The sequence below is a fragment of the Pseudomonas sp. P39-UII1 genome, assembly GCF_039672635.1.
Taxonomy (GTDB): Bacteria; Pseudomonadota; Gammaproteobacteria; order Pseudomonadales; family Pseudomonadaceae; genus Aquipseudomonas.
The window spans coordinates 98,956-123,454 of sequence record NZ_JBDFPP010000013.1 but is presented as its reverse complement, the minus strand read 5'-3'; the positions used below and the strand labels follow the sequence as shown (position 1 = coordinate 123,454).

Below are 24,499 nucleotides of genomic sequence, written 5' to 3'. Positions count from 1 at the left end.
GGCTGCTCTACCTTGGCGTTTATACCTGCTGTTTTCGGCATAACCCTTGCTGTAAGAAGTTCCTGTAGATGCCATCAAAATAGTGGCGCCAGAAAGCACGAGGGTTTCACCGTGTCTGCCATCCTCTCACTGTTACGAAGCCGCCTGTTGCGGCCTGTGTTTGTTGCCCTTGGTATCGCCCTTTTGGTGCAGGTGCTGGTCGCCGTTGCGCTGACCCGAAGCACGGTCACCGCCCTTGAGGCCGACCTGGGCGAGCGCCTGGGCGCTGACAGCCGCAAACTTGCCAGCGAGCTTGAGCAGGCGGGGCAGGATGTGCGTTCAGGCCTCGACAGCCTCTCCAGCAGCACCCGTCAGCGCCTCAGTGCGGGTCTCTCCGAGCGCCTGCAAAGCGAACAGCAACAGCTGCGTACCACGTTGGAAAAGAACCTCAAAGACTCGGCCAACGATATGGCCGAACTGCTGGCGTCGGTCGCGCCCCGTGCAATCTGGGACAACGACGTGCCGACCCTGTCCGACTTCGCCCGCCGTGCTCAGCGCAACCCGAATGTGCTGTTCGTGATCTACGACGACGCGCAGGGGCAGCACCTGACCCGTTACCTGAACCGGCAAAACCCGATCAACCAGGCCCTGATGGAAAAAGGCCAAGGTGAAAGGGCCCTGGACAAGGTATTGGAAGCCGCCCGCCGCGATCCGTCAGTGTACTTCGTCGAAGCCTCGATCAGCCCTAATGGCGCCGAGATCGGCAAGGTCTTGATGGGGGTTTCCACCGCCGGTGTCGATCAAGCGCTCAAAGCACTGGATCAGCGCTTCAGCGCCTTGATCACCAGCGGCGAACAGCTGGTGGGCGATAGCCTTGCTGCGGCAGCTGCAGACAGCGGCAAGGCCCTGCGCGAGCGGTTGGAAACTGCTCAAGGCAGTGCCACTGCCATGCAAGCCAACACCGCGCAAACCGTGCGCGAGTCTGCTGCCGAGCTGCGCTGGCGCATCGGCCTGGGCCTCGTGGTCGTTGGCTTGGGCGTATTGTTGGTGGTTGCCTTGGTGCTGGGCCGGCGCGTGCTCAGCAAGTTGCGCTTGTTGATTGCTGCGCTGGATGACCTGGCGGCCGGCGAAGGCGACCTGACCAAGCGCGTCAACCTCGACAGCCGCGACGAGATTGGCGACATGGCATCGGCGGTCAACCGCTTCGTCGACAAGCTGCAGCCGATTGTTCGCGAGGCAGGCGAAGTGGCGCAGCGCACCGGCGTCGAGATTGGTGCCATGGCGCAGCGCAATGCCGGGGCCGATGCAGCCGCCGCGCTGCAGCGCGACGAAGTGGCCGCCAGCCTGCGCGACCTGTCGAGCATGGCGGATGAAGCCCAGGCCGAGAGCCACGCCATGCAGGCGGCGCTGCAGCAGGTGGTAGACATCCGTCAGGCCACCGATGAGAACAGCCGCGCTTCGACGCAACTGGCTGGCATGATCGAGAACCTCGCGGGTCAGGTCGAGACCGGCGCCCAGGTCATCGAGCGCCTGGCCCGGCAGAGCGAGCAGATAGAGGTGGTATTGACCGTCATCCACGGCATCGCCGAACAGACCAACCTGCTGGCGCTCAACGCGGCCATCGAGGCAGCACGTGCCGGCGAAACCGGGCGCGGTTTTGCCGTAGTGGCTGATGAGGTGCGGGCGCTGGCGAGCAAGACGCAAAGCTCGACCGGTGATATCCAGGCGCATATTGCGGCCTTGCAGAAGGGCGCCAAGGAAGCGGTGGCAACCATTGGCCAGGCTGGCCTCAAGGCCAGCGAAGGCCTGTCGGTGCTGCGCGACAACGAGCGCCGCCAACAGTCGGTGCAGGCGGCGGTGGAGCAGGTGCATGCTGCCATCGGCCTGGCTACCCGGGCGGCTGAGCAGCAGGCGCATGGGGCGCAGGCTGTGCGCGGCCGGGTTGAGAATATTCACGCCCAGGCGGAGCGTTCGGCAGAGGTGGTCATGCAGACCACCGCCAGCAGCAAGGTGCTCGACGACCTGGCCGCGCAGCTCCGCGCCAGCCTTGGTCAGTTCAGGGCGTGATACATCAAGGTGCTGGGGTGATCCCTTTGGGAGATCGCCCAGCCCATTGGAATGCGCTGTCGGCAGAGAACTGGGCCGCAAGCGGTCCCCGAGCCTCTGCAAGCAACGGTCTTGCCCAAACCCAAGCGCTAGCGCGATCCCTGTGGGAGCGGGCTTGCCCCGCGAACACGGGCGAAAGCCCGTGCCATCCACGACCATTGGGCCGCGGCCTGATTGTGCGAGGATGCTGCGCAGCCAGCCTGCCAACCAGCCCCCTGACCCCGAGGCACCGCGAAGCGGCCAGCACCTGCCAAAACATTTTCATACTCGCTCAATACGACTTCATCACCATGCTTGTAGGCAATTTCCGAATCCAACCCATTTTGACCCGCTACCATTGCGCCGCCGATCCCATGGAACTAGGGTGAGTCGGATCCTGAGCGCTACAGCGAGTTCTCCCGCTTACCTCCAGGAACAACCAAAAAAAGGCGATGTCCGAACATCGTCCCGATCAGCCCAATTTTTACCAAGGAGCAGGTAAACATGGCTTTCGACGCCTATATCCAGATCGCTGACATCGCTGGCGAAGCACTGGACGAGCAATTCACCAACTGGATCGAGATCCTCGGCTACAAATTCGGTGCCAACCAAAGCACCTCCGCTACCGCCAGCTCTGCCGGCGGCGCTTCTTCAGGTCGCACCACACTCACCAACTTTACCTTCACCAAATACCTGGACAGCGCCAGCTGCAAGTTGCTTGAAGCTAGCTGTGCCGGGCAGCACCTGAAGGAAGTGAAGCTGGTGCTGTGTCGTGCTGGTGGTGACAAGCTCAAGTACTACGAGATCGTTCTAGAGGAAGTGATCATCGCCGACTATGCCCAGAGTGCCAGCACTGGGGCACCAGTGGAAGTGGTGCAGCTGAACTACGGACGCATTAAGACTACCTACACACGGCAGAAACGCCTCGACGGCAGTGCCGGCGGCAACGTCACGGGCGGTTGGGACCGCATCAACAACAAGAAGTATGCGTGAGGTGCGACCATGTCTGAGGCGAGTAGCTTTATTAACCCACAAGCGCAGTCGTATGAATCGCTGAGGGCCGACACCCCGATGTCCGCCAATCAGCGGGCTAAGTTTGATGTGCTGAATGCACATATCGCCAATGGTGTAGTTGTTGGTGGGGAACTGGTGATTGTAGGCGATCCGAGTACTCCTTCATGTACGAGCCATGAAGCATATCTAATGGCGAGTGCCGCGGGGATACATCAGCAGCTTGAAATCAATCGCGCAGGGGTAGATGACTTTTTTCTGGATAACTACGAGATGTTGAAAAGCTTGCTCGCCCATGCGTCGATGGGGGTAGGAATTGTGAGCGATGGATGGCACAGGCACCTTGAAGCGATCAAGAAGACGTTGGAAGAAATCGAGATATTGCATAGGGAATATCTCAAAAATGGAACTATAAAAGCACGCGATGAATTTTATGCCAAGAGGATGGCATTGTTCGTAAGATTGGAGGCGCAACTGAACAAGATGGCTGCTTACGGTTCAGGGTTGCGCAATAAAGGCTCGATGAAAAGAACTCTGGAGATTTCTACCAAGAGCTACCTTCATACAGGTGAAATTGCTGGGTATGCGGAGAAAGTTGCTGGGGTTTCGAAAGCGGCAAATTTGATAAAGTCGGGTACTTACATTGGCTTGGGGCTTGACGTAGCCTCAACGGGTTTGAGTATCCGTCATGCCTGTACATTTGGGCGTCCCGAAGACTGCAGAAGGGCCAAGTATGTGGAGGGTGGCTCTCTGCTTGGTAGTACCGGCGGATCGTTCGTTGGAGGGTCAATTGGTGGGTCTTTAGGTGGGGCTGGATGTGTAATGTTCCTCGGGGTAACTACAGGCGGCCCTGGAGCCTTGGCGTGCACCGTGATCGGAGGTGCTATTGGTGGGGCTGCAGGCGGTTCGGTCGTGGGAGATATAGGTGAGATGTTAGGTGAGTTGTTATATGAGGTAATTCAATGAATGACTTCGATCTCAGATGGTTAGGTCTTCCTTTGGTGGCGGCCATGTTTATAGTAATATTTATATGGATCTATGTTTCGGTTCGCTATGTGAATTACATAGAGTCCTTGCTTTCTAATAGCTCAATGATTTCGGGTAACAAAAAAATTTTTGGTCATGCGGGCTTGCTGGGTAAAATAATGCGTACCGGTTCGGCATCTCTCTTGTTATCAATGCGCGCACTATGTGTGCGTAAGGGTGTGCTGGATGCTGAGGATGTGAAAGATTTCCCTGAAAGATTTCGGCGTATACTTGTTGGGTTGTGGTTTTTTCAAGCTGCTGTTTTTTTGTCACTTATTGGTCTGTGGGGGTGGTTGAGATTGGTCGGCAATTGATATCTGCTTGGTATGCGAGTCTGTGCAGTGGTCAGTATACTGATCGCCTATTTGGTGAGAGTGCGGTAGTTGCAGCGCTAATGTGCTGCGAATATTATTAGTTCGTATGGGTTGTGTTGCTATTGTGCTCGTCGCTTAATTTGTCAACTTTTTTTCATCACGCTCACCTTTGCCATATGTTCCAAGCTGATGATGGCCTCTGCCGTCTTATTCTTTTAACCGCTTGGCCGAATACTCGTTGTGAGCAGTGATGAATTAGCGGATCGCGGAGGCGCTGCGACCATCGCCTGTGCGGTCATAGGGGGGCTGTGGGCGGGATTGCTGGTGGAGAGTTGGGGGGAATGGCGGGTGTAGAACTTGGAGAGGTTTTATATGAGGTAGTTCGATGACCAACTTGCAAGTGGCAGTGCTCGGTGTGTCTTTGTTTGCTGCGCCTTTTTTTATGTTCGCGGCGTGGATACTCGTTGCGTGCCGTTACCTTGATCACATTGAGTCGGTTTTTTCAAAAAGTCGGATGGTCGTAAGTAATAGAGAAGTATATGTGCATGCCGGCATGGTAGGAAAAGTTATGCGGGTTGGATCTGTTTCCGCCATGTTGGCTATGAAGGGGCTAAGCGTTCGTAAGGGTATGCTGGATTGTGAAGATATCCGTAAGGCACCTGACGACCTTAAGAAATTGTTAGTGCGTTTATGGGTTGCGCATGTCTTGCTGTTTGTAATGCTCACATTGTTCTGCATTTGGATTGTATTCTGGCGTTAGCCAATGCTCCTCCAGGCCGCTTAGCGGCCTAGAGGAGCTCTCAGGCTTTGTTCAAATACATCCGCGTGGTCAGCAAATACACCGGCAACCCGGAAACCACAATCAACAACGCGGCATAAGGTGCCGCTGCGGCAAACTCAACGTTGGCGGTGTGCGCCCAAACCTCGGTGGCCAGGGTGGTCATGCCGGTCGGGCTGAGCAGCAGGGTAGCGGTCAGTTCCTTCATGGCATCTAGGAATACCAAGGCAAACGCAGCGGCCAGCGCTGGGAAGATGATCGGCAGGGTTACCCGGCAGAACGCTGTGAAACTGCTGGCACCCAATGTCCGAGCGGCTTCTTCCAGTGTCGGCGAGGCCTTGTTCAGCGCGGTACGCACCGGCGCCTGGGCCAGTGGCAGGAACAACAGCGCATAGGCCAGCAGCAGCAGCGCAGTGGTCTGGTACAGCGCCGGCACATAGTGCAGCGCGAACACCACCAGGGTCAGTGCGATCACAAGGCCAGGCAGGGCATGCAGCAGATATGGCAGGCGCTCGGCCCAGATCGCCAGGCGGCCTTTGTAGCGCACCACCAGGAAGCTCACTGGCAACGCCAGCAGCACGCAGAAGCCTGCGCCACCCAGCGATACCGACAGCGAGGTGAGCAGCGCCTTGCTGATGGCTGCCACCGGGAATGCCGCCGAGGAGCCGACACTCAGCCAATAACCCAGCATCGCCAGCGGAATGCCGCTGCCCAGTATCGCCAGGCCCAGGCAGAACAGCTGCGCCAGGGGCAGCCAGCCACGCAGGCGTACCGGTTGCGCGCGGCGTGCCACGCCTTGGCCAATGCGCACATGGCGAGCCTTGCCGCGCACCTTCAATTCCAGCCAGAGCATCGCCAGGCACAGTGCCAGCAATACCGCCGACAGCATGGCGGCATTGGCGTTGCTGAACTCCAGCTCGAACTGCTGGTAGATGGCCGTGGTAAAGGTCTGCAGGCCGAGGATCGACAGGGCGCCGAACTCCACCAGCATGTGCAGGGCGATCAGCAATGCGCCGCCGAGCATCGACGGCCACAGCAGCGGCAGGGTGACCTTGGTGAATACGCCCCAGCGGCTGCAGCCCAGCGTACGCGCCGACTCTTCAAGCGAAGTGTCGAGGTTGCGCAGGGTGGCAGCCACCGGCAGGAATATCAGCGGGTACTTGGACAGCGCCATGACCAGGATCGCGCCGCCCAGGCCTTCGAAGTCCGAGCTCAGCGACACCCAGGTGAAGCTGCTGACGAACGAGGGCACGGCAAAGGGCAGGCACAGCACCACGCCCCACAGCCGGCGGCCCGGCAGGTTGCTGCGTTCCAGCAACCAGGCCAGGGCCAGGCCAACGACCATGCATGCCAGCGTCACCCCGACCATCAGCATCAGGGTGTTGCGCATCAAGCCCCAGACGAACGGGCGCCAAAGCAGGTGCAAGGCTTCACGCCAGCCGGCCTCCCAGGCTTTCATGGCGACGTACAGCAGCGGCAACAGGCTCATCGCCACCAGGAACAGCACAGGCAGCACTACCCAGATGGAGGGGCGCTTGCGGCGCGGTACGAAGCGTACCGGCACCGGCTCGGACAGGGCGGCGGTCATCAGAGCAAGCCGACCTCGCGTTCAAGCTCCAGCGCTTCCTCGGCATTACCGAGGTCGGCCGGCGAGATTTTCGGTGGGCGCAGCTCATCGAACGGCTTCAGGCCACGGTCGGAGACCATGCCTTTATGCAGCGGGTATTCGGCGGTGGTCTGGGTGATCACGCGCTGGCCTTCTTCGCTGGCCATCCAGTTGAGCAGGGCCTGCGCTTCCTTCGGATGCTTGCTGGCCTTGACCGCAGCGGCGCCGGAGATGGTCACCAGGCCACCGGCATCACCATCGGCCAGGTAGTACAGCTTGGAATCCAGCTTGCCGCGCTCGCGCTCCAGGGCATACCAGTAGTAGTTGTTCACCAGTACCGCAGCGACTTCGCCTTTTTCTACCGCCTTCAGGGCGACCATATTGTTGGTATAGGTCTTGCCGAAGGCTTTCAGGCCGGTCAGCCACTCTTCGGCAGCATCACGCCCGTGCATCTTGAGGATGGCCACGGCCTGTTCCTGGAATGCACCACTGGTCGGAACAAACCCGACTTTGCCGTCCCACTCGGGGTTGGCAAAATCCATGACCGATTGCGGCAGGTCTTTCTCGTCGATCTTCTTCGGGTTGAACACCACCACGCGGGTGCGCGCGGTGACGCCCATCCACGTGCCGTTGGCGGCAACGTATTCCTTGGGCAGCATGTTCAGCGTGGCGTCGTCGATCTTCGCCAGCAGGCCCAGCTCACCCAGGTTGTTCAGCGGCGGCGATTCTTCGGTGTAGATGATGTCGGCGGGCGAGCGGTCGCCTTCCTCGATGATCTGGCTGGCCAGCTGATTGCTGCTGCCCTTGCGGATATTGATGTGGATGCCGGTCTTGGCCTCGTAGGCCTTGGCGATGGCTTCGCCGATTTCCTTGTGCTGACCGTTGTACATGGTCAGGCTGACCGGGTCGTCTGCCATGGCGGCCGGAGCGCCGATCACCAGGCTCAGGACAGCGGCGGCCAGGGTGCGCATCAGCGGTTGCGGACGGATCGTCATGCGGGTACTTCCTCGCTTACGGCTACATATTTGGAAACAATGGTAAACGAAATCGTTTCTCAAGTGGCCGGGTGACGAGAAATTCATGGTCAGACCATTGTCGAGCGGTAGCCCATGCGGGGAGGGCGCTTCAAAAAACGCAGGCAAGAAAAAACCCACTAGCAAGCTAGTGGGTTTTTGTATGGTGCCCAGGAGAAGACTCGAACTTCCACGACCTTGCGGTCACTGATACCTGAAACCAGCGCGTCTACCAATTCCGCCACCTGGGCAAAGCTTTGCATCATCTGATGAAGGCGACTATTGTTCGCTTTCACACAGTAGTAACAGATCCTTGGTCATCTATTACTTGAAAATATTTGGTGCCCAGGAGAAGACTCGAACTTCCACGACCTTGCGGTCACTGATACCTGAAACCAGCGCGTCTACCAATTCCGCCACCTGGGCACACATTCGAGATTACAAGATGCTTTACAGCGCCGTTCATCTCTACTACAACTGCGGGGTTGTCCGTCGTTGTGGTGCGCACTATACGGACGCTCCCGTGGGCTGTAAAGCCCCCAATCAAAAAAAAATTCAAAAAATTCAACTTGTTGATTCCACACGCCTATTGCCGTTCGCCGGACATGCTGCAGGGGCTGTCCAAGCCCGACATTTCCGGTTTCAATAGGCCTATGCCAGAATTCATATCTATATACCCCAAGGTGAACCCCTTCTGATGGCCGATTGGCAATCCCTCGATCCCGAGGCCGCTCGCGAAGCGGAAAAATACGACAACCCTATCCCCAGCCGTGAGCTGATCCTGCAACGCCTTGCCGACCGTGGCGAACCGGCCGCGCGCGAGGAACTGGCGGCCGAGTTCGGTCTTTATGAAGAAGATCAGATCGAAGCCCTGCGTCGCCGCCTGCGGGCCATGGAGCGTGACGGCCAGCTTATCTATACCCGGCGCGGCACTTATGCCCCGGTAGACAAGCTCGACCTGATCTGCGGCCGTGTCTCGGGCCACCGCGATGGTTTCGGCTTCCTTATCCCTGACGATGGCAGCGACGACCTGTTCCTCAGCCCGTCGCAGATGCGCCTGGTGTTCGATGGCGATCGCGCTTTGGCGCGGGTCTCGGGCACAGACCGCCGTGGCCGCCGTGAAGGCGTGCTGGTCGAAGTCATCTCCCGCGCCCACGAAAGCATCGTCGGCCGCTACTTCGAAGAAGGCGGCATCGGCTACGTGACGCCGGACAACCCGAAGATCCAGCAGGAAGTGCTGGTGACCGCGGGCCGCAACGGCGGCGCCAAGATCGGCCAGTTCGTCGAGATCAAGATCACTCACTGGCCAACCCCACGCTTCCAGCCGCAAGGCGATGTGGTCGAAGTGATCGGCAACTACATGGCGCCGGGCATGGAAATCGATGTTGCCCTGCGCAGCTACGATATCCCCCACGTCTGGCCTCAGGATGTGATCAAGGAAGCGCGCAAGTTCCGCTCCGAAGTCGAAGAGAAGGACAAGGAAAAGCGCGTCGACCTGCGCCACCTGCCGTTCGTCACCATCGACGGCGAGGATGCCCGCGACTTCGACGATGCGGTCTACTGCGAGCCGCTGGGCAAGCTGCGCATGTTCTCCGGCGGCTGGCGCCTTTATGTGGCCATCGCCGACGTGTCCAGTTACGTACGCCTGGGCTCGGCCCTGGACGTCGAGGCTCAGCAGCGTGGCAACTCGGTGTACTTCCCCGAGCGCGTGGTGCCGATGCTCCCCGAAGAGCTGTCCAACGGCCTGTGCTCGCTGAACCCGCACGTTGATCGCCTGGCCATGGTCTGCGAAATGACCATGAACAAAGCCGGCCAGATGGTCGATTACCAGTTCTACGAAGGTGTCATCCACTCCCATGCCCGCCTGACCTACAACAAGGTCAGCAGCATGCTCGAGCACTCCCGTACCCGTGAGGGCAAGGCGCTGCGCGAGGAGTACAAGGAAGTCCTGCCAGACCTGAAGAGCCTGTACAGCCTCTACAAGGTGCTGGTCGAAGCCCGTCACGCCCGTGGCGCCATCGACTTCGAAACCCAGGAAACCCGCATCATCTTTGGTGACGAGCGCAAGATCGCGGAAATCCGCCCGACCGTTCGCAACGATGCCCACAAGCTGATCGAGGAATGCATGCTGGCGGCCAACGTCGCCACCGCCGAGTTCCTGCAAAAGCATGGTGTGCCGGCGCTGTACCGCGTCCACGATGGCCCGCCACCGGAGCGTCTGGAAAAACTGCGTGCCTTCCTCGGCGAACTGGGCCTGAGCCTGCACAAGGGCAAGGACCCTTCGCCCAAGGACTACCAGGCGCTGCTCGCGAGCATTGCCGGGCGCCCGGACTTCCACCTGATCCAGACCGTGATGCTGCGCTCGCTGAGCCAGGCGGTGTACAGCACCGACAACAACGGCCACTTCGGCTTGAACTACGAGGCGTATACGCACTTCACCTCGCCGATTCGTCGTTACCCGGACCTGCTGGTGCACCGCGCCATCCGCAGCATCATCCGCTCCAAGGTGGATACCCCGCACGTCAAGCGTGCAGGTGCCATGAGCATTCCCAAGGCGCGTATCTACCCGTACGACGTGAACACCCTCGACCAGCTGGGCGAGCAGTGCTCGATGACCGAGCGCCGTGCCGATGAAGCCACGCGTGACGTGGTCAACTGGCTCAAGTGCGAGTTCATGAAGGACCGCGTTGGTGAGACGTTCCCGGGCGTGATCACTGCCGTCACCGGTTTCGGTTTGTTTGTCGAGCTGACCGATATCTACGTCGAAGGCCTGGTGCACGTCAGTGCGCTGCCGGGCGACTATTACCACTTCGACCCCGTGCATCACCGCCTGTCGGGTGAGCGTACCGGGCGCAGCTTCCGCCTGGGCGACACCATTGAAGTCAAGGTCATGCGCGTCGACCTCGACGAACGCAAGATCGACTTCGAGGTGTCCGAACAGCAGCTCGCCGCCCCGATTGGCCGTAAGGGCCGTGGCGCCGCACCTGCCGCCGAAAAGGCCGAGCAGCAGCCGGTTACAGAGGCCAAGGCCACGCCGAAACCGCGCAGCCGCAAGGGCGAAACCGCCGAGGCGTATTTCCCGAAAGACGCCGTGCAGCGTAACGCCGAAGTGCGCAAGAGCCGCGAAATGAAGAAGGCGCTGATGACTGATGCCCGCAGTGGTGGGCACGCCAGCAGCAAGTCGGACAAAGGTGGCAAGCCTTCCGGCAAGCCGACCAAGCACCGTAAAGGCCCGCCGAAGTCCGGCGCGCCACGCAAGAGCAAGAACAAGTCATGAGTCAGCTGGAAAAGATCTACGGCGTGCACGCCGTGCAGGCGCTGCTGCAGCACCATCCGAAGCGGGTCAAGCAGATCTGGCTGTCGGAAGGGCGCAGCGAGCCGCGCATTCAGGCGTTGCTTGCACTGGCTGCGGAAAACCGCGTGCAGGTCGGCCAGGCTGAGCGCCGTGAGCTGGACGCCTGGGTCGAGGGTGTACACCAGGGCGTGGTCGCTGAAGTCAGCCCGAGCCAGGTATGGGGCGAATTGATGCTCGAGGAGTTGCTCGAGCGCACCGAGACGCCACCGCTGATCCTGGTGCTGGACGGTGTCACCGACCCGCACAACCTCGGCGCCTGCCTGCGCACCGCCGATGCCGCCGGTGCCACGGCGGTGGTGGTGCCCAAGGACAAGTCGGCGACCCTGACGCCGGTGGTGCGCAAGGTGGCCTGCGGCGCTGCCGAAGTGATCCCGCTGGTGGCCGTGACCAACCTTGCGCGCACCCTGGAAAAACTCCAGCAGCGCGGCCTGTGGGTAGTCGGCACGGCGGGCGAGGCCGAGCAAGAGATCTACCAGCAGGACCTGACCGGGCCGCTGGTGATGATCATGGGTGCAGAAGGCAAGGGCATGCGCCGGCTGACCCGCGAGCACTGCGACTTCCTGGTGAAATTGCCGATGTCGGGTAGCGTCAGCAGCCTGAACGTTTCGGTGGCTACCGGGGTTTGCCTGTTCGAGGCCGTGCGCCAGCGCCAGGCCAAGCGCTGATCTGTCGTCTGTGCCGGCCTCTTCGCGGGGCAAGCCCGCTCCCACAAGATCCCTGCAGCCTTCGAGGAGACCTGTGGGAGCGGGCTCGCCCCGCGAAGAGGCCAGCACAGGCATAAACTGTTTCCGGCTGTTCAAATAATCGCCAATCACCTTGCTTGTGCGTTGCGCCTTCTCTACAATTGCGCCCCTTGCCGAGCTGGCAGGTGCGCATGCACCTCCCCTCCATGGCAAGACATACAGTGTCATTCACTCCTTGTCTGACCAGCATCCTGGCAGACTACTAACCCGTAAGGAGCATTCATGCGTCATTACGAAATCATCTTTCTGGTTCACCCGGACCAGAGCGAGCAAGTCGGCGGCATGGTTGAGCGTTACACCAAGCTGATCGAAGAAGATGGTGGCAAGATCCACCGCCTGGAAGACTGGGGCCGTCGTCAACTGGCCTACGCAATCAACAATGTTCACAAGGCTCACTACGTGATGCTGAACGTTGAGTGCACCGGCAAGGCCCTGGCCGAGCTGGAAGACAACTTCCGCTACAACGATGCCGTGATCCGTAACCTGGTCATCCGTCGCGACGAAGCCGTAACCGGTCAGTCCGAGATGCTCAAGGCAGAAGAGAACCGCAGCGAGCGCCGTGAGCGTCGTGAGCGTCCTGAGCATTCTGACTCCGCCGACGGCGATGACAGCAATGACAGCGACTCCAGCGATAACGCTGACGAGTAATCCACGGACCTTTTGAGGAGCCTATTACATGGCACGTTTCTTCCGTCGTCGTAAATTCTGCCGCTTCACTGCTGAAGACGTGAAAGAGATCGACTTCAAAGATCTCAACACCCTGAAAGCTTACGTATCCGAAACCGGCAAGATCGTTCCAAGCCGTATCACCGGTACCAAAGCTCGTTATCAGCGTCAGCTGGCTACCGCTATCAAGCGCGCCCGCTTCCTGGCCCTGCTGCCCTACACCGACAGCCACGGCCGCTGAGACCGGGCCGTCGACAAGAAGTAAGGGATAAGCATGCGAGCGTTGGCTGATTTCATCATGCGCGGTCGTGTGCAGGCCACCCTGGTGGTGGTCGTGAGTGCGGTATTACCGCTGCTGTTCTGGTTGAGTGCCGCTGCCGGCAGCCTTGTGCTGCTGCGGCGCGGGTTCAAGGATGCTTCAACGGTCATCGCGTTCGGCCTTGTGCCGGCGGTGGCCATCTGGGCCTTCGGTGATCCAAGTACCTTGCTGGTGCTGTTGGGAACACTGGGGCTGGCCGCCTTGTTGCGTGCCGGGCATTCCTGGAGCCGGGTGTTGTTGTCCAGTGTTGTGCTGGGGCTGGTCTACAGCCTCATCCTGGACGCGGTACTGCGCGAAACCTTCGCCGTGTTGGCCAAGGCGCTTTCCGAAGCGCTGCCGCAAGTCGAAGGCAAGCCAGTGATTCCCGGTGAGCTGATCGGCCCTGTGCTGGTCGCTTCCACAGCGGTGATGCTGCAGTTGTTCAGCGTGCTGGCTTTGATGCTGGCGCGTTATTGGCAAGCAGCGTTGTACAACCCTGGAGGCTTCGGTCGCGAATTTCGCGCGCTGAAGTTGCCGCGGGCAGTCATGCTGGCTCTGGTTGCCGCGATGGTGTTGGGCCCGTTCATCGGCCCGCAGTTCATCGTCCTGGCTTCCGCGTCCAGCCTGGTGCTCGTCCTGGCCGGCATCGCCTTGATGCATGGGCTGGTGGCGCAGGGGCGACTGGCCGGTTTCTGGCTGGTTGGCATGTACGTGACGCTGCCGCTGATCATGCAGCTGATTTATCCGTTGCTCGTGGTTTTGGCCATTGTCGACAGCCTGATTGATTTTCGCGGTCGCAAGTCCCCTCAGGGGGATGATTCCGCGAACGGTGAAGGTTAAAAGTTAAGAGGTTTTACCAAATGGAACTGATCCTGCTGGAAAAAGTCGCTAACCTGGGCAACCTGGGCGACAAAGTAAAAGTTAAGGCTGGTTACGGCCGTAACTTCCTGCTGCCATTCGGCAAGGCCACCGTTGCCAACGCCGCCAACCTGGCTGCGTTCGAAGAGCGTCGCGCCGAGCTGGAAAAAGCAGCAGCTGACCGTAAATCGTCGGCTGAAAGCCGCGCTGCCCAACTGGCCGAGCTGGAAGTGACCATCACTGCCACCGCTGGCGACGAAGGCAAGCTGTTCGGTTCGATCGGCACTCACGACATCGCTGACGCCCTGACCGCCTCCGGCGTTGAAGTGGCCAAAGCTGAAGTTCGTCTGCCGAACGGCACCATCCGTCAGGTTGGCGAATACGACGTAGCCGTGCACCTGCACAGCGACGTTGAAGCCACCGTACGTGTGGTCGTCGTAGCTGCCTAAGCTGCGCTGACTGGCTGGCCCCTGGCGGGCTTGCCGGTTAACATCGGGCACGGTCCTGTTCTTTACAGGCCGTGCCCTTTGTCTTTTTCATCCTCCAGAATTCTTTCGTGGCCATGAACGAGATCACCAATCCCGACCAGCTAGACCTGCAAACCGCTGCCCTCAAGGTGCCGCCGCATTCCATCGAGGCCGAACAGGCCGTGCTCGGTGGCCTGATGCTGGACAACAACGCCTGGGAGCGGGTGCTGGATCAGGTTTCGGATGGCGATTTCTATCGGCATGACCACCGCCTGATCTTCCGTGCCGTGCACAAGCTGGCGGACGCCAACCAGCCGTTCGACGTCGTCACCTTGCACGAGCAACTGGACAAGGAAGGCCTGTCGACCCAGGTCGGCGGCCTGGCGTACCTGGCCGAGCTGGCCAAGAACACGCCATCGGTTGCCAACATCAAGGCGTACGCCGCGATCATTCGCGAGCGGGCCACGTTGCGCCAGCTGATCAGCATCAGTACCGACATCGCCGACAACGCCTTCAACCCGCAGGGGCGCAACGCCGAAGAAATCCTCGACGACGCCGAGCGGCAGATCTTCCAGATCGCCGAGGCGCGGCCGAAGACCGGTGGCCCGGTGGGGGTCAACGAGCTGTTGACCAAGGCCATCGACCGGATCGACACGCTGTTCAACTCCGACAGCGATATCACCGGCGTCTCCACCGGCTACACCGACCTGGACGAGAAGACCAGCGGCCTGCAGGCGGCCGACCTGATCATCGTTGCTGGTCGTCCGTCGATGGGCAAGACCACCTTCGCCATGAACCTGGTGGAAAACGCCGTGCTGCGGACCGACAAGGCCGTGCTGGTGTTCTCCCTCGAGATGCCAGGTGAGTCGCTGATCATGCGTATGCTTTCGTCCCTGGGCCGTATCGACCAGACCAAGGTGCGTTCCGGCCAACTGGACGATGACGACTGGCCGCGCCTGACCTCGGCGGTCAACCTGCTCAACGACCGCAAGCTGTTCATCGACGATACCGCTGGCATCAGCCCGTCGGAGATGCGCGCGCGCACCCGCCGCCTGGCGCGTGAGCACGGCGAGATCGGCATGATCATGGTCGACTACCTGCAGCTGATGCAGATCCCAGGTTCGGCCGGTGACAACCGTACCAACGAAATTTCCGAGATCTCCCGCTCGCTCAAGGCCCTGGCCAAGGAATTCAACTGCCCGGTCATCGCCCTGTCGCAGCTCAACCGCTCCCTCGAGCAGCGGCCGAACAAGCGCCCGGTGAACTCCGACTTGCGTGAATCCGGTGCAATCGAGCAGGACGCCGACGTGATCATGTTCGTGTACCGGGATGAGGTGTACCACCCGGAGACCGAGCACAAGGGGATTGCCGAAATCATCATCGGCAAGCAGCGTAACGGCCCCATCGGCTTCATCCGCCTGGCGTTCATTGGCAAGTACACCCGCTTCGAGAACCTCGCGCCGGGCATGTACAACTTCGACGACGACGAATAATCCGGGCAGGCCTGATCCATGAATCCGACCTCTGTCGTCGGATTTGGTCAAAATTTGTGCTATATTCCGCGCCCGCGATTTCCCTGAACACCAAAACCGGTCACTGACATGCAAGCAGCCAAACCACTCTACGACTATCCCAAGTACTGGGCCGAATGCTTCGGGCCAGCACCTTTCCTGCCAATGAGCAGGGAGGAGATGGATCTGCTCGGCTGGGATTCCTGCGACATCATCATCGTGACCGGTGACGCCTACGTCGACCACGCGTCGTTCGGCATGGCCATCATCGGCCGCCTGCTGGAAGCCCAGGGCTTCCGTGTGGGCATCATTGCCCAGCCGAACTGGCAGTCGAAAGACGACTTCATGAAGCTTGGCGAGCCGAACCTGTTCTTCGGTGTCGCCGCGGGCAACATGGACTCGATGATCAACCGCTACACCGCGGACAAGAAAATCCGCTCCGATGACGCCTACACGCCTGGCGGCCTGGCCGGCAAACGCCCGGACCGCGCCAGCCTGGTGTACAGCCAGCGCTGCAAGGAAGCCTACAAGCACGTGCCGATCGTGTTGGGCGGCATCGAAGCGTCGCTGCGCCGCATCGCCCACTACGATTACTGGCAGGACAAGGTCCGCCACTCGATCCTGATCGACGCCAGCGCCGATATTCTGCTGTACGGCAACGCCGAGCGGGCGATCGTCGAGGTGGCCCAGCGCCTGTCCCAGGGTGAGAGCATCGAGCGCATCACCGATGTGCGCGGCACGGCATTCGTGCGCCGTGACACGCCAGAGGGCTGGTACGAGATCGACTCCACGCGCATCGACCGCCCAGGCCGCGTCGACAAGATCATCAACCCGTACGTGAACACCCAGGACACCCAGGCCTGCGCCATCGAGCAGGCCAAGGGCGACCAGGAAGACCCGAACGAAGCCAAGGTCGTGCAGATTCTCGACAGCCCGAGCGTGACCCGGGAAAAGTCGGTGATCCGCCTGCCTTCGTTCGAAAAGGTGCGTAACGACCCGGTACTCTATGCCCACGCCAACCGCGTGCTGCACCTGGAGACCAACCCGGGCAACGCCCGCGCCCTGGTGCAGAAGCATGGCGAAGTGGATGTGTGGTTCAACCCGCCACCCATCCCCATGACCACCGAAGAAATGGACTACGTGTTCGGCATGCCGTACGCCCGTGTGCCGCACCCGGCCTACGGCAAGGAGCGCATCCCGGCCTACGAGATGATCCGCTTCTCGGTGAACATCATGCGTGGCTGCTTTGGTGGCTGCACCTTCTGCTCGATCACCGAGCACGAAGGCCGCATCATCCAGAACCGCTCGCACGAGTCGATCCTGCACGAAATCGAAGAGATGCGTGACAAGGTCCCGGGCTTCACCGGGGTGGTCTCCGACCTTGGCGGCCCGACCGCCAACATGTACCGCATCGCCTGCAAGAGCCACGACATCGAGAAGCACTGCCGCAAGCCGTCATGCGTGTTCCCGGGTATCTGCGAGAACCTTAACACTGACCACAGCTCGCTGATCGAGCTGTACCGCAAGGCCCGTGCCCTGCCGGGTGTGAAGAAGATCCTGATTGCCTCGGGCCTGCGTTACGACCTGGCCGTGGAGTCGCCGGAGTACGTCAAGGAACTGGTCACCCACCACGTGGGCGGTTACCTGAAGATTGCCCCCGAGCACACCGAGCGTGGCCCGCTCGACAAGATGATGAAGCCCGGCATCGGCACCTATGACCGCTTCAAGCGCATGTTCGAGAAGTTCTCGAAAGAGGCGGGCAAAGAGCAGTACCTGATTCCGTACTTCATCGCCGCGCACCCGGGCACCACCGACGAAGACATGATGAACCTGGCCCTGTGGCTCAAGGGCAACGGCTTCCGCGCCGACCAGGTGCAGGCGTTCTACCCGTCGCCCATGGCGTCGGCCACCGCCATGTACCACTCGGGCAAGAACCCGCTGCGCAAGGTGACATACAAGAGCGAAGGCGTGGAAATCGTCAAGAGCGAGGAGCAGCGCCGCCTGCACAAGGCGTTCCTGCGCTACCACGACCCGAAGGGCTGGCCGATGCTGCGTGAGGCGCTGGAGCGCATGGGGCGTGCCGACTTGATCGGCCCGGGCAAGCACCAGCTGATCCCGCTGCACCAGCCGCAGACCGACAGCTACCAGAGTGCCCGGCGCAAGAACTCGACGCCGGCCGGTAGCCACAAGGTGGCCAAGGAACAGAAGATCCTCACCCAGCACACCGGGCTACCACCGCGTGCCAGCGATGGCAGCAAGCCGTGGGACAAGCGCGAGAAGGCCAAGGCCGAAGCGTTCGCCCGCAATCAGCAGGCGGCCAAAGAGCGCAAGGAAGCGGCCAAAGGTGGCGGCGGCAAGGGTAAGAAGCCGCGTCAGCCGGTCATCCCGCGCTGATAGTGGGGGCCGCTTTGCGGCCCATCGCAGGCAAGCCAGCTCCCACAGGCACAGCGCAAGCCCTGTAGGAGCTGGCTTGCCTGCGATGGACCGCGAAGCGGTCCCGGGATATCAGCCTTCAATCAGGTTGCTTGTCGACCCACTTGGGCAGCACCGGCGCCTCGAACCGCTCCATCCCGTCCAGCAGCGCATCGGCCTGCTGCTCAAGCAGCAACATTGCCCGATGCTGCGGCCGCACGAAGCCCTCTTCGACGATATGGTCGAGGAACCCGCCCAGCTTCTCGTAGAAGCCATTCACATCCAGTAAGCCCAGCGGCTTGGCGTGATACCCCAGCTGGCCCCAGGTCCACACTTCGAACAACTCCTCCAGCGTGCCCAGGCCCCCTGGCAGGGCGATGAAGGCGTCGCTCAGCTCGGCCATGCGTGCCTTGCGCGCGTGCATGCCGTCTACTACTTCCAGGCGGGTCAGGCCACGGTGGCCGATTTCGGCGTTCATCAGGCTCTGGGGGATGATCCCGATCACTTCGCCACCCGCCGCCATGGCCGCGTCGGCAACGGTGCCCATCAGGCCGACAGCGCCACCGCCATACACCAGCGTCAGGCCGCGGCGGGCGATGGCCTGGCCGAGGGCGATGGCCGCTTCTCGGTAGGCGGGGTTGGCGCCGATGCTGGCACCGCAGAACACACAAACGGAACGTACAGGCATTGCTCATCTCCAGTCACATGCGTGCACAGGGTAAGGCCGATGCCTGCCGGTTCCAAGGCCGGCTTCACTCGGGGCGCGTGAACTCGCAGATCGCGCCACTGGCGCCGTGGGCGTACGCGGCAAGCAGGCTGTTCATGAAACTTGAGAGGGACATTGCGGTTGCTCCTAAATGAGAGGTTGTCCCATCGTCTATTAAAAGGGCATGATGTGCCCTTAGATTGGTTGTATACAATCCATTGAACAATTCAACTGGCTGGCCACTTGACACCCCTTTGATGCACATCAGCAAGGGGGGCAGGGGTTTCAGGCAGTCTCGCAATTGATAAAACCCTGCCAAGGAGATTCATGATGTTTGCGAAAGCTGTAGCGGTATCCCTGCTGACCCTCGCCAGCGCCTCTGTCTTCGCAGCCGAGTGCTCGGTAACGGTCGAATCGACGGACCAGATGTCCTATACCACCAAGGAATTCACCGTCGACAAGAGCTGCAAGGAATTCACCGTCAAACTGACCCACTCCGGCAACCTGCCGAAGAACGTAATGGGCCACAACCTGGTGATCAGCAAGACTGCCGACATGCAGGCCATTGCCACTGAAGGCATGACCCAGGGCATCGACAAAGGCTACTTGAAGGAAGACAACGCCAACATCATCGCCCACACCGCGATGATCGGCGCGCCAGAGAAAGAAACCGAAGTGAAGTTCGACACTTCCAAGCTGGAAGCGGGTGGCGATTACAGCTTCTTCTGCACCTTCCCGGGCCACATCTCGATGATGAAAGGCAAGGTTGTCGTCAAGTAATGACGTGATGCAGGGGAGGGCTTAGCCCTCCATTCGCGGGACAAGCCCGCTCACACAGGTACCCCACTCATCGATATCAAGTGGGGTACCTGTAGGAGCGGGCTTGTCCCGCGAAGCTTTTACGGGGCGAACGGCAATTCGCGCTTGTGCTGGGTCTTGCGGTAGGTAGCCACGATGATATCGAACGCCGCCTGATCCACCGGCTGCCCCTGCAGGAAGGCATCGATCTGCTGGTAGGTCACGCCATGCGAGGCCTCGTCCGGCTTGCCCGGCTCCAGGTCTTCGAGGTCCGCTGTCGGCACTTTCTCCACCAGCGCTTCGGGTGCGCCAAAGCTGCGCGCAATCGCTCGTACCTGGTTTTTCACCAAGCCGCTCAGCGGCGCCAGGTCGCAGGCTCCGTCACCAAACTTGGTAAAGAAGCCCATCACGGCCTCGGCGGCGTGGTCGGTACCGATCACCAGGCCCGCGCGGGCGCCGGCGATGGTGTACTGGGCAACCATTCGGGTACGTGCCTTGACGTTGCCCACCACAAAGTCCACCAACGTCGGCGAGCCGTTCTGCAACGCCTCCACTTCAGCCGCCAATGCCCGCACCGCCGGGGCGATATCAACGGTGTGCACTTCATCGGCCTTGATCACGTCGAGGCACGCCTGGGCGTCATGCTCGTCATGCTGCACCTGGTACGGCAGGCGCACGGCGATGAAGGTGTACGCCTTGTCACCGGTCTCTGCGCGCAGTTCGTTGATGGCGCGCTGGGCGAGCAGGGCGGCGGTCAGTGAGTCGACACCACCGCTGATGCCCAGCACCAGGGTCTTGAGCCGGGCATTGGCCAGGCAGTCCTTGATGAACGCCACGCGCCGGGCGACTTCGGCGTCGAGCGCAGCAGCGTCGGCGAACGGCGGCTGCACCTTGAGCGCCTGGGCAATTTCTTGCTGAACGGCTTGCATCGGTTACTCCTTGCTGCTGGGGATTTTGAATACGTGACGCATGTAGGCGACGAAGTTCTCATCGCGGCACTGTGTCTTGGCGGCTTCGTCGGAGATCTTCGCCACCGGCGAGCCGTTGCAGTCGGTCATTTTAAGCACGATGTTCATCGGCGCCACGCCAGGGATATCACAGGTCAGGTTGGTGCCGATGCCAAAGCTGACGTTGATGCGCCCGCGCAGGGCACGGAAGATTTCCAGCGAACGGGTCAGGTTCAAGCCATCGGAGAACACCAGGGTCTTGGTCATCGGGTCGATGCCCAGCTTCTGGTAATGGGCGATGGCCTTTTCCGCCCAGGCTACCGGCTCGCCCGAGTCATGGCGCAGGCCGTCGAACAGCTTGGCGAAGTACAAGTCGAAATCGCCCAGGAAGGCATCCATGGTGATGCAGTCGGTCAGGGCAATGCCGAGCAAACCGCGGTACTCGCGGACCCAGCAGTCGAGCGCGGCGATCTGGCTGTCGATCAGCCGCGGGCCCAGCTGCTGATGGGCCATGATCCATTCGTGGGCCATGGTGCCCAGCGGCTTGATATCCAGTTTCCATGCCAGGTCGACGTTGCTGGTGCCGACGAAACGTGCCGGGAAGTCGTCGCGTAGCACCCGCACCACGTCTTCCTGCACCCGGCCGGAAAAACGTCGACGGGTGCCAAAGTCAGCCACCTGCAGTTCAGCCAGCTCGTCGGCGCTGGCATGGGCCTGCAGCCAGTCGAACTTGCGGTACAGCTGGTCTCGAGCCTCGGCCAGGCGCATGCGCGGGTGCAGGTGGCGGTTGCGCACTTCGCTGATGATCGCCAGCAGCGGCACTTCGAAGAGGATCACATGCAGCCAGGGGCCTTTCAGGCGCAGGCTGAGCTGGTCGTTCTCGATGCCGAGCTGTACATAGCGCAGGTTGAAGCGGAACAGGCGCAGAAAGCGCAGGAAGTCGGGCTTCAGGAAGCTGATGCGTTCGAGGAAGGCCAGCTGGCCATCATCGAGGGTGAGTTCGCTGAGCCGTTCGAGCTGGTTGCGGATTTCACCGAGGTAGGGGCGCAGGTCCTCGCCATTGCGGCAGCGAAATTCCCATTCCACGTCGGCGTCGGGGTAGTTGTGCAGCACGCCCTGCATCATGGTGAGCTTGTAGAAGTCGGTGTCGAGCAGGTTGTGCACGATGCGCTCGGCGAATGCGCTCTCGCTCATCAATGGTGGCTCCGGAAGCGGCGAATGGCGGCCATTGTGCCAGCCTTTTCGATGTTGATGTGTCTGTACCGGCCCCATTGCCGGCAAGCCGACTCACTCGGCTACGTCTGAACCTTTGAGTCATGCAGGCATCCTGTGGGAGCCGGCTTGCCGGCGATGGGGCCATAACCGGCAAAACAGGTGTTTTTTCGTGCACCAGCTAGCCTTGAAACAGTGCTGCCTGTAGCAGTCGCGCACCAGCGGTGTGCACTTCGGTGACGTCGGCTGTTACAGGGAGGTTGCACGTAAACACTTGCCAGGGTTGCAATGATGGCACAGGGCGGTTGCTCCTTGTCTGTACGTGTGGTGGCGCCTGCCGCGTGGCAGACGGTTGCACGCTCAATAAAGAAAAGGCCGTCGGTCGCCTCGCTGCCCCCCGCACAGTGTGTTTTCCCGGAAGACAAAACCTATGGCACGGCCCTTGCTCGGAGCACAGGGCTGAGAAGTTGTAGTGCCAACCAAAAAAAACTCTAGGAGCACCACCTCATGTCGCAGACGTTTTACAAGAAAGGTTTCCTGGCACTGGCCGTGGCAACGGCACTGGGTGTTTCTTCGTATGTTCAGGCCGACGTCAAGATCGGTGTCGCGGGCCCCATGACCGGGGCGAACGCAGCGTTTGGCGAGCAGTACATGAAAGGTGCGCAGGCAGCGGCCGACAAGATCAACGCCGCCGGCGGCGTCAACGGCGAGAAAATCGTCCTGGTGGCAGGCGATGACGCCTGCGAACCGAAGCAGGCCGTGGCCGTGGCCAACCGGTTGGCCGACCAGGACAAGGTGATCGGCGTGGTGGGGCATTTCTGTTCTTCCAACACCATTCCGGCGTCCGAGGTGTATGACGAAGCGGGCATCATCGCCATTACCCCGGGCTCGACCAACCCACAAGTGACCGAACGCGGCCTGAGCGCCATGTTCCGCATGTGCGGGCGTGACGACCAGCAGGGCATCGTGGCCGGTGACTACATCGTCGACGTGCTCAAGGGCAAGAAGGTCGCGGTGCTGCACGACAAGGACACCTACGGCCAGGGCCTCGCCGATGCGACCAAGGCGCAGCTCGAGAAGCGCGGCGTCAAGCCGGTGCTGTATGAGGGCCTGACCCGTGGCGAGAAAGACTTCAGCGCCGTGGTTACCAAAATCCGCTCCACCGGTGCCGACGTGGTCTACTTCGGCGGCCTGCACCCGGAAGCCGGCCCGCTGGTCCGCCAGCTGCGCGAGCAGGGCCTCAAAGACGTCAAGTTCATGTCCGATGACGGCATCGTCACCGACGAGCTGGTGTCCACCGCCGGCGGCAAGCAGTACGTCGATGGCGTGTACATGACCTTCGGCGCCGACCCACGCCTGCTGCCAGACAGCAAGGCCGTGGTGGAAGAGTTCCGCAAAGGCGGTACCGAGCCTGAGGGCTACACCTTGTATGCCTACGCTTCGGTACAAGCGCTGGCCGCAGCCTTCAATGGCTCCAAATCCAACAAAGGCGAGGACGCCGCCAAGTGGCTCAAGGCCAACCCGGTGCAGACCGTGATGGGCGAGAAGAAGTGGGACAGCAAGGGCGACCTGACCGTGTCCGACTACGTGGTCTACCAGTGGGACAAGGACGGCAAGTACCACCAGCTGGAAAAACAAAAATAACAACGGCAGCCCGCCCGGGCGCAGGCCCGGGCCAATGCCCCTGCGGTACCTGTCTTTATTCGGAGATCTGCACGGTTCTGCACTGCGGGGGCCGCTTTATCCGTGGCCTGCCGTGGTCGGCGCCTGTGCAGTCTCACTCAGGTGAGATTGCGTTATGGATGGTATTTTCCTGCAGCAACTGGTCAACGGCCTTACCCTCGGGTCGGTCTATGGCCTGATCGCCATCGGCTACACAATGGTCTATGGCATCATCGGCATGATCAACTTCGCGCACGGCGAGGTGTATATGATTTCCGCGTACCTCGCGGCAATCAGCCTGGCACTGCTGGCCTATTTCGGCGTCGAATCGTTCCCGCTGCTTATGCTGGGGACGCTGTTGTTCACCGTCGTCGTCACGGGCGTCTATGGCTTCACCATCGAACGCATCGCCTACAAACCCCTGCGCAACTCCACCCGCCTGGCGCCGCTGATCAGTGCCATCGGCATCTCGTTGATCCTGCAGAACTACGCGCAGATCAGCCAGGGCGCCCGCCAGCAAGGCGTACCGACCCTGCTCGAAGGGGCCTGGCGCGTCGAAGTGGGCACCGGCTTCGTGCAATTGACCTACACCAAGATCTTCATCCTGATCGCCGCATTCGTCGGCATGGGCCTGCTGACCTATGTGATCAAGTACACCAAGCTCGGCCGCATGTGCCGTGCCACCCAGCAAGACCGCAAGATGGCCTCGATCCTCGGCATCAACACCGACCGGGTGATTTCCTACGTGTTCGTCATCGGTGCGGTGATGGCCGCGCTGGCCGGCGTGCTGATCACCATGAACTACGGCACCTTCGACTTCTATGCCGGCTTCATCATCGGCATCAAGGCATTTACCGCCGCAGTGCTCGGCGGCATCGGCTCACTACCTGGCGCCATGCTTGGCGGGATCATCCTGGGTATTTCCGAGTCGCTGTTCTCTGGCCTGATCAACTCCGACTACAAGGACGTGTTCAGCTTCTCGCTGCTGGTGATGATCCTTATCTTCCGCCCACAAGGCCTGCTGGGTCGCCCGCTCGTGGCTAAGGTGTGAA

General features: G+C 60.8%; 21 protein-coding genes and 2 tRNA genes. 16 read left to right on the top strand and 7 right to left on the bottom strand.

Annotated elements, in window-relative coordinates:
• Positions 1-111: 111 nt before the first annotated feature.
• The 5 genes from ABEH27_RS17640 (at position 112) to ABEH27_RS17620 (ending at position 5,175) form a co-directional block, all read left to right on the top strand.
• Complete coding sequence (locus ABEH27_RS17640; protein WP_346614804.1) at positions 112-2,046, top strand: methyl-accepting chemotaxis protein; 1,935 nt, start codon at positions 112-114, stop codon at positions 2,044-2,046.
• A gap of 522 nt (positions 2,047-2,568) precedes the next feature.
• Positions 2,569-3,057: a type VI secretion system tube protein Hcp gene (locus ABEH27_RS17635; protein ID WP_346614803.1), complete on the top strand. Its 489-nt coding sequence runs from the start codon at positions 2,569-2,571 to the stop codon at positions 3,055-3,057.
• Positions 3,058-3,066: 9 nt separating this feature from the next.
• Complete coding sequence (locus ABEH27_RS17630; RefSeq protein WP_346614802.1) at positions 3,067-4,041, top strand: hypothetical protein; 975 nt, start codon at positions 3,067-3,069, stop codon at positions 4,039-4,041.
• On the top strand, positions 4,038-4,415 hold the full coding sequence (locus ABEH27_RS17625; protein ID WP_346614801.1) for a hypothetical protein: 378 nt from the start codon (positions 4,038-4,040) through the stop codon (positions 4,413-4,415). Before ABEH27_RS17630 ends, ABEH27_RS17625 begins: the two co-directional genes overlap by 4 nt.
• A gap of 385 nt (positions 4,416-4,800) precedes the next feature.
• The gene (locus tag ABEH27_RS17620) at positions 4,801-5,175 is read left to right on the top strand and encodes a hypothetical protein (RefSeq protein WP_346614800.1); all 375 of its coding nucleotides are present in this window, start codon (positions 4,801-4,803) and stop codon (positions 5,173-5,175) included.
• Between the two features lie 40 nt (positions 5,176-5,215).
• Here the strand turns inward: ABEH27_RS17620 and ABEH27_RS17615 are convergent, their stop codons facing one another.
• The 4 genes from ABEH27_RS17615 to ABEH27_RS17600 all read right to left on the bottom strand — a co-directional run bounded on the left by ABEH27_RS17615 (position 5,216) and on the right by ABEH27_RS17600 (position 8,238).
• The gene (locus ABEH27_RS17615) at positions 5,216-6,781 is read right to left on the bottom strand and encodes an iron ABC transporter permease (protein WP_346614799.1); all 1,566 of its coding nucleotides are present in this window, start codon (positions 6,779-6,781) and stop codon (positions 5,216-5,218) included.
• A complete protein-coding gene (locus ABEH27_RS17610) occupies positions 6,781-7,794 on the bottom strand; it encodes an extracellular solute-binding protein (RefSeq protein WP_346614798.1) in 1,014 nt (337 codons plus the stop codon). The genes ABEH27_RS17615 and ABEH27_RS17610 overlap by 1 nt, the downstream gene beginning before the upstream one ends.
• Before the next feature lie 182 nt (positions 7,795-7,976).
• Positions 7,977-8,063, bottom strand: a tRNA-Leu gene (locus ABEH27_RS17605).
• A gap of 88 nt (positions 8,064-8,151) precedes the next feature.
• Positions 8,152-8,238 (bottom strand) — tRNA-Leu (locus tag ABEH27_RS17600).
• 271 nt (positions 8,239-8,509) lie between these two features.
• Here ABEH27_RS17600 and rnr point away from each other — a divergent pair.
• From rnr to ABEH27_RS17560, 8 genes are all read left to right on the top strand, one after another.
• Positions 8,510-11,089 (top strand): ribonuclease R, encoded by a 2,580-nt coding sequence (rnr, locus tag ABEH27_RS17595; protein WP_346614797.1) that lies wholly within the window; start codon positions 8,510-8,512, stop codon positions 11,087-11,089.
• The gene (gene rlmB / locus ABEH27_RS17590) at positions 11,086-11,832 is read left to right on the top strand and encodes a 23S rRNA (guanosine(2251)-2'-O)-methyltransferase RlmB (protein WP_012316466.1); all 747 of its coding nucleotides are present in this window, start codon (positions 11,086-11,088) and stop codon (positions 11,830-11,832) included. Before rnr ends, rlmB begins: the two co-directional genes overlap by 4 nt.
• 300 nt (positions 11,833-12,132) lie before the next feature.
• Positions 12,133-12,558 carry a 30S ribosomal protein S6 gene (gene rpsF, locus ABEH27_RS17585; protein ID WP_346614796.1) on the top strand — a complete coding sequence of 142 codons (426 nt, stop codon included), beginning with the start codon at positions 12,133-12,135 and terminating at the stop codon, positions 12,556-12,558.
• Positions 12,559-12,586: 28 nt separating this feature from the next.
• Positions 12,587-12,817: a 30S ribosomal protein S18 gene (gene rpsR, locus ABEH27_RS17580; RefSeq protein WP_003249563.1), complete on the top strand. Its 231-nt coding sequence runs from the start codon at positions 12,587-12,589 to the stop codon at positions 12,815-12,817.
• A 33-nt stretch (positions 12,818-12,850) separates the two neighbouring features.
• Positions 12,851-13,714 (top strand): hypothetical protein, encoded by an 864-nt coding sequence (locus ABEH27_RS17575; protein ID WP_346614795.1) that lies wholly within the window; start codon positions 12,851-12,853, stop codon positions 13,712-13,714.
• A 20-nt stretch (positions 13,715-13,734) separates the two neighbouring features.
• The gene (rplI, locus tag ABEH27_RS17570) at positions 13,735-14,181 is read left to right on the top strand and encodes a 50S ribosomal protein L9 (RefSeq protein ID WP_012316464.1); all 447 of its coding nucleotides are present in this window, start codon (positions 13,735-13,737) and stop codon (positions 14,179-14,181) included.
• Between the two features lie 113 nt (positions 14,182-14,294).
• Positions 14,295-15,692 (top strand): replicative DNA helicase, encoded by a 1,398-nt coding sequence (gene dnaB, locus ABEH27_RS17565; RefSeq protein WP_346614794.1) that lies wholly within the window; start codon positions 14,295-14,297, stop codon positions 15,690-15,692.
• Between the two features lie 108 nt (positions 15,693-15,800).
• Positions 15,801-18,104 carry a YgiQ family radical SAM protein gene (locus ABEH27_RS17560; protein WP_346614793.1) on the top strand — a complete coding sequence of 768 codons (2,304 nt, stop codon included), beginning with the start codon at positions 15,801-15,803 and terminating at the stop codon, positions 18,102-18,104.
• Positions 18,105-18,222: 118 nt separating this feature from the next.
• On the opposite strand, the gene ABEH27_RS17555 is transcribed toward ABEH27_RS17560, so the two are convergent.
• Positions 18,223-18,810 (bottom strand): TIGR00730 family Rossman fold protein, encoded by a 588-nt coding sequence (locus ABEH27_RS17555; protein WP_346614792.1) that lies wholly within the window; start codon positions 18,808-18,810, stop codon positions 18,223-18,225.
• A gap of 348 nt (positions 18,811-19,158) precedes the next feature.
• On the opposite strand from ABEH27_RS17555, the gene azu reads away from it, so the two are divergent.
• Positions 19,159-19,608 carry an azurin gene (gene azu, locus ABEH27_RS17550; RefSeq protein WP_346614840.1) on the top strand — a complete coding sequence of 150 codons (450 nt, stop codon included), beginning with the start codon at positions 19,159-19,161 and terminating at the stop codon, positions 19,606-19,608.
• A gap of 119 nt (positions 19,609-19,727) precedes the next feature.
• On the opposite strand, the gene nadE is transcribed toward azu, so the two are convergent.
• On the bottom strand, positions 19,728-20,555 hold the full coding sequence (gene nadE / locus ABEH27_RS17545) for an ammonia-dependent NAD(+) synthetase (RefSeq protein WP_346614791.1): 828 nt from the start codon (positions 20,553-20,555) through the stop codon (positions 19,728-19,730).
• A 3-nt stretch (positions 20,556-20,558) separates the two neighbouring features.
• Positions 20,559-21,767, bottom strand: coding sequence for a nicotinate phosphoribosyltransferase (pncB, locus tag ABEH27_RS17540; protein WP_346614790.1), 1,209 nt, complete (start codon positions 21,765-21,767; stop codon positions 20,559-20,561).
• A gap of 525 nt (positions 21,768-22,292) precedes the next feature.
• Here pncB and ABEH27_RS17535 point away from each other — a divergent pair.
• Entirely contained in the window at positions 22,293-23,429 is a 1,137-nt protein-coding gene (locus ABEH27_RS17535) for a branched-chain amino acid ABC transporter substrate-binding protein (protein ID WP_346614789.1), read from the top strand.
• A gap of 154 nt (positions 23,430-23,583) precedes the next feature.
• Positions 23,584-24,498, top strand: a complete 915-nt coding sequence (locus ABEH27_RS17530) for a branched-chain amino acid ABC transporter permease (protein ID WP_016501863.1) — start codon at positions 23,584-23,586, stop codon at positions 24,496-24,498.
• The last annotated feature ends 1 nt before the right edge of the window (position 24,499 follow it).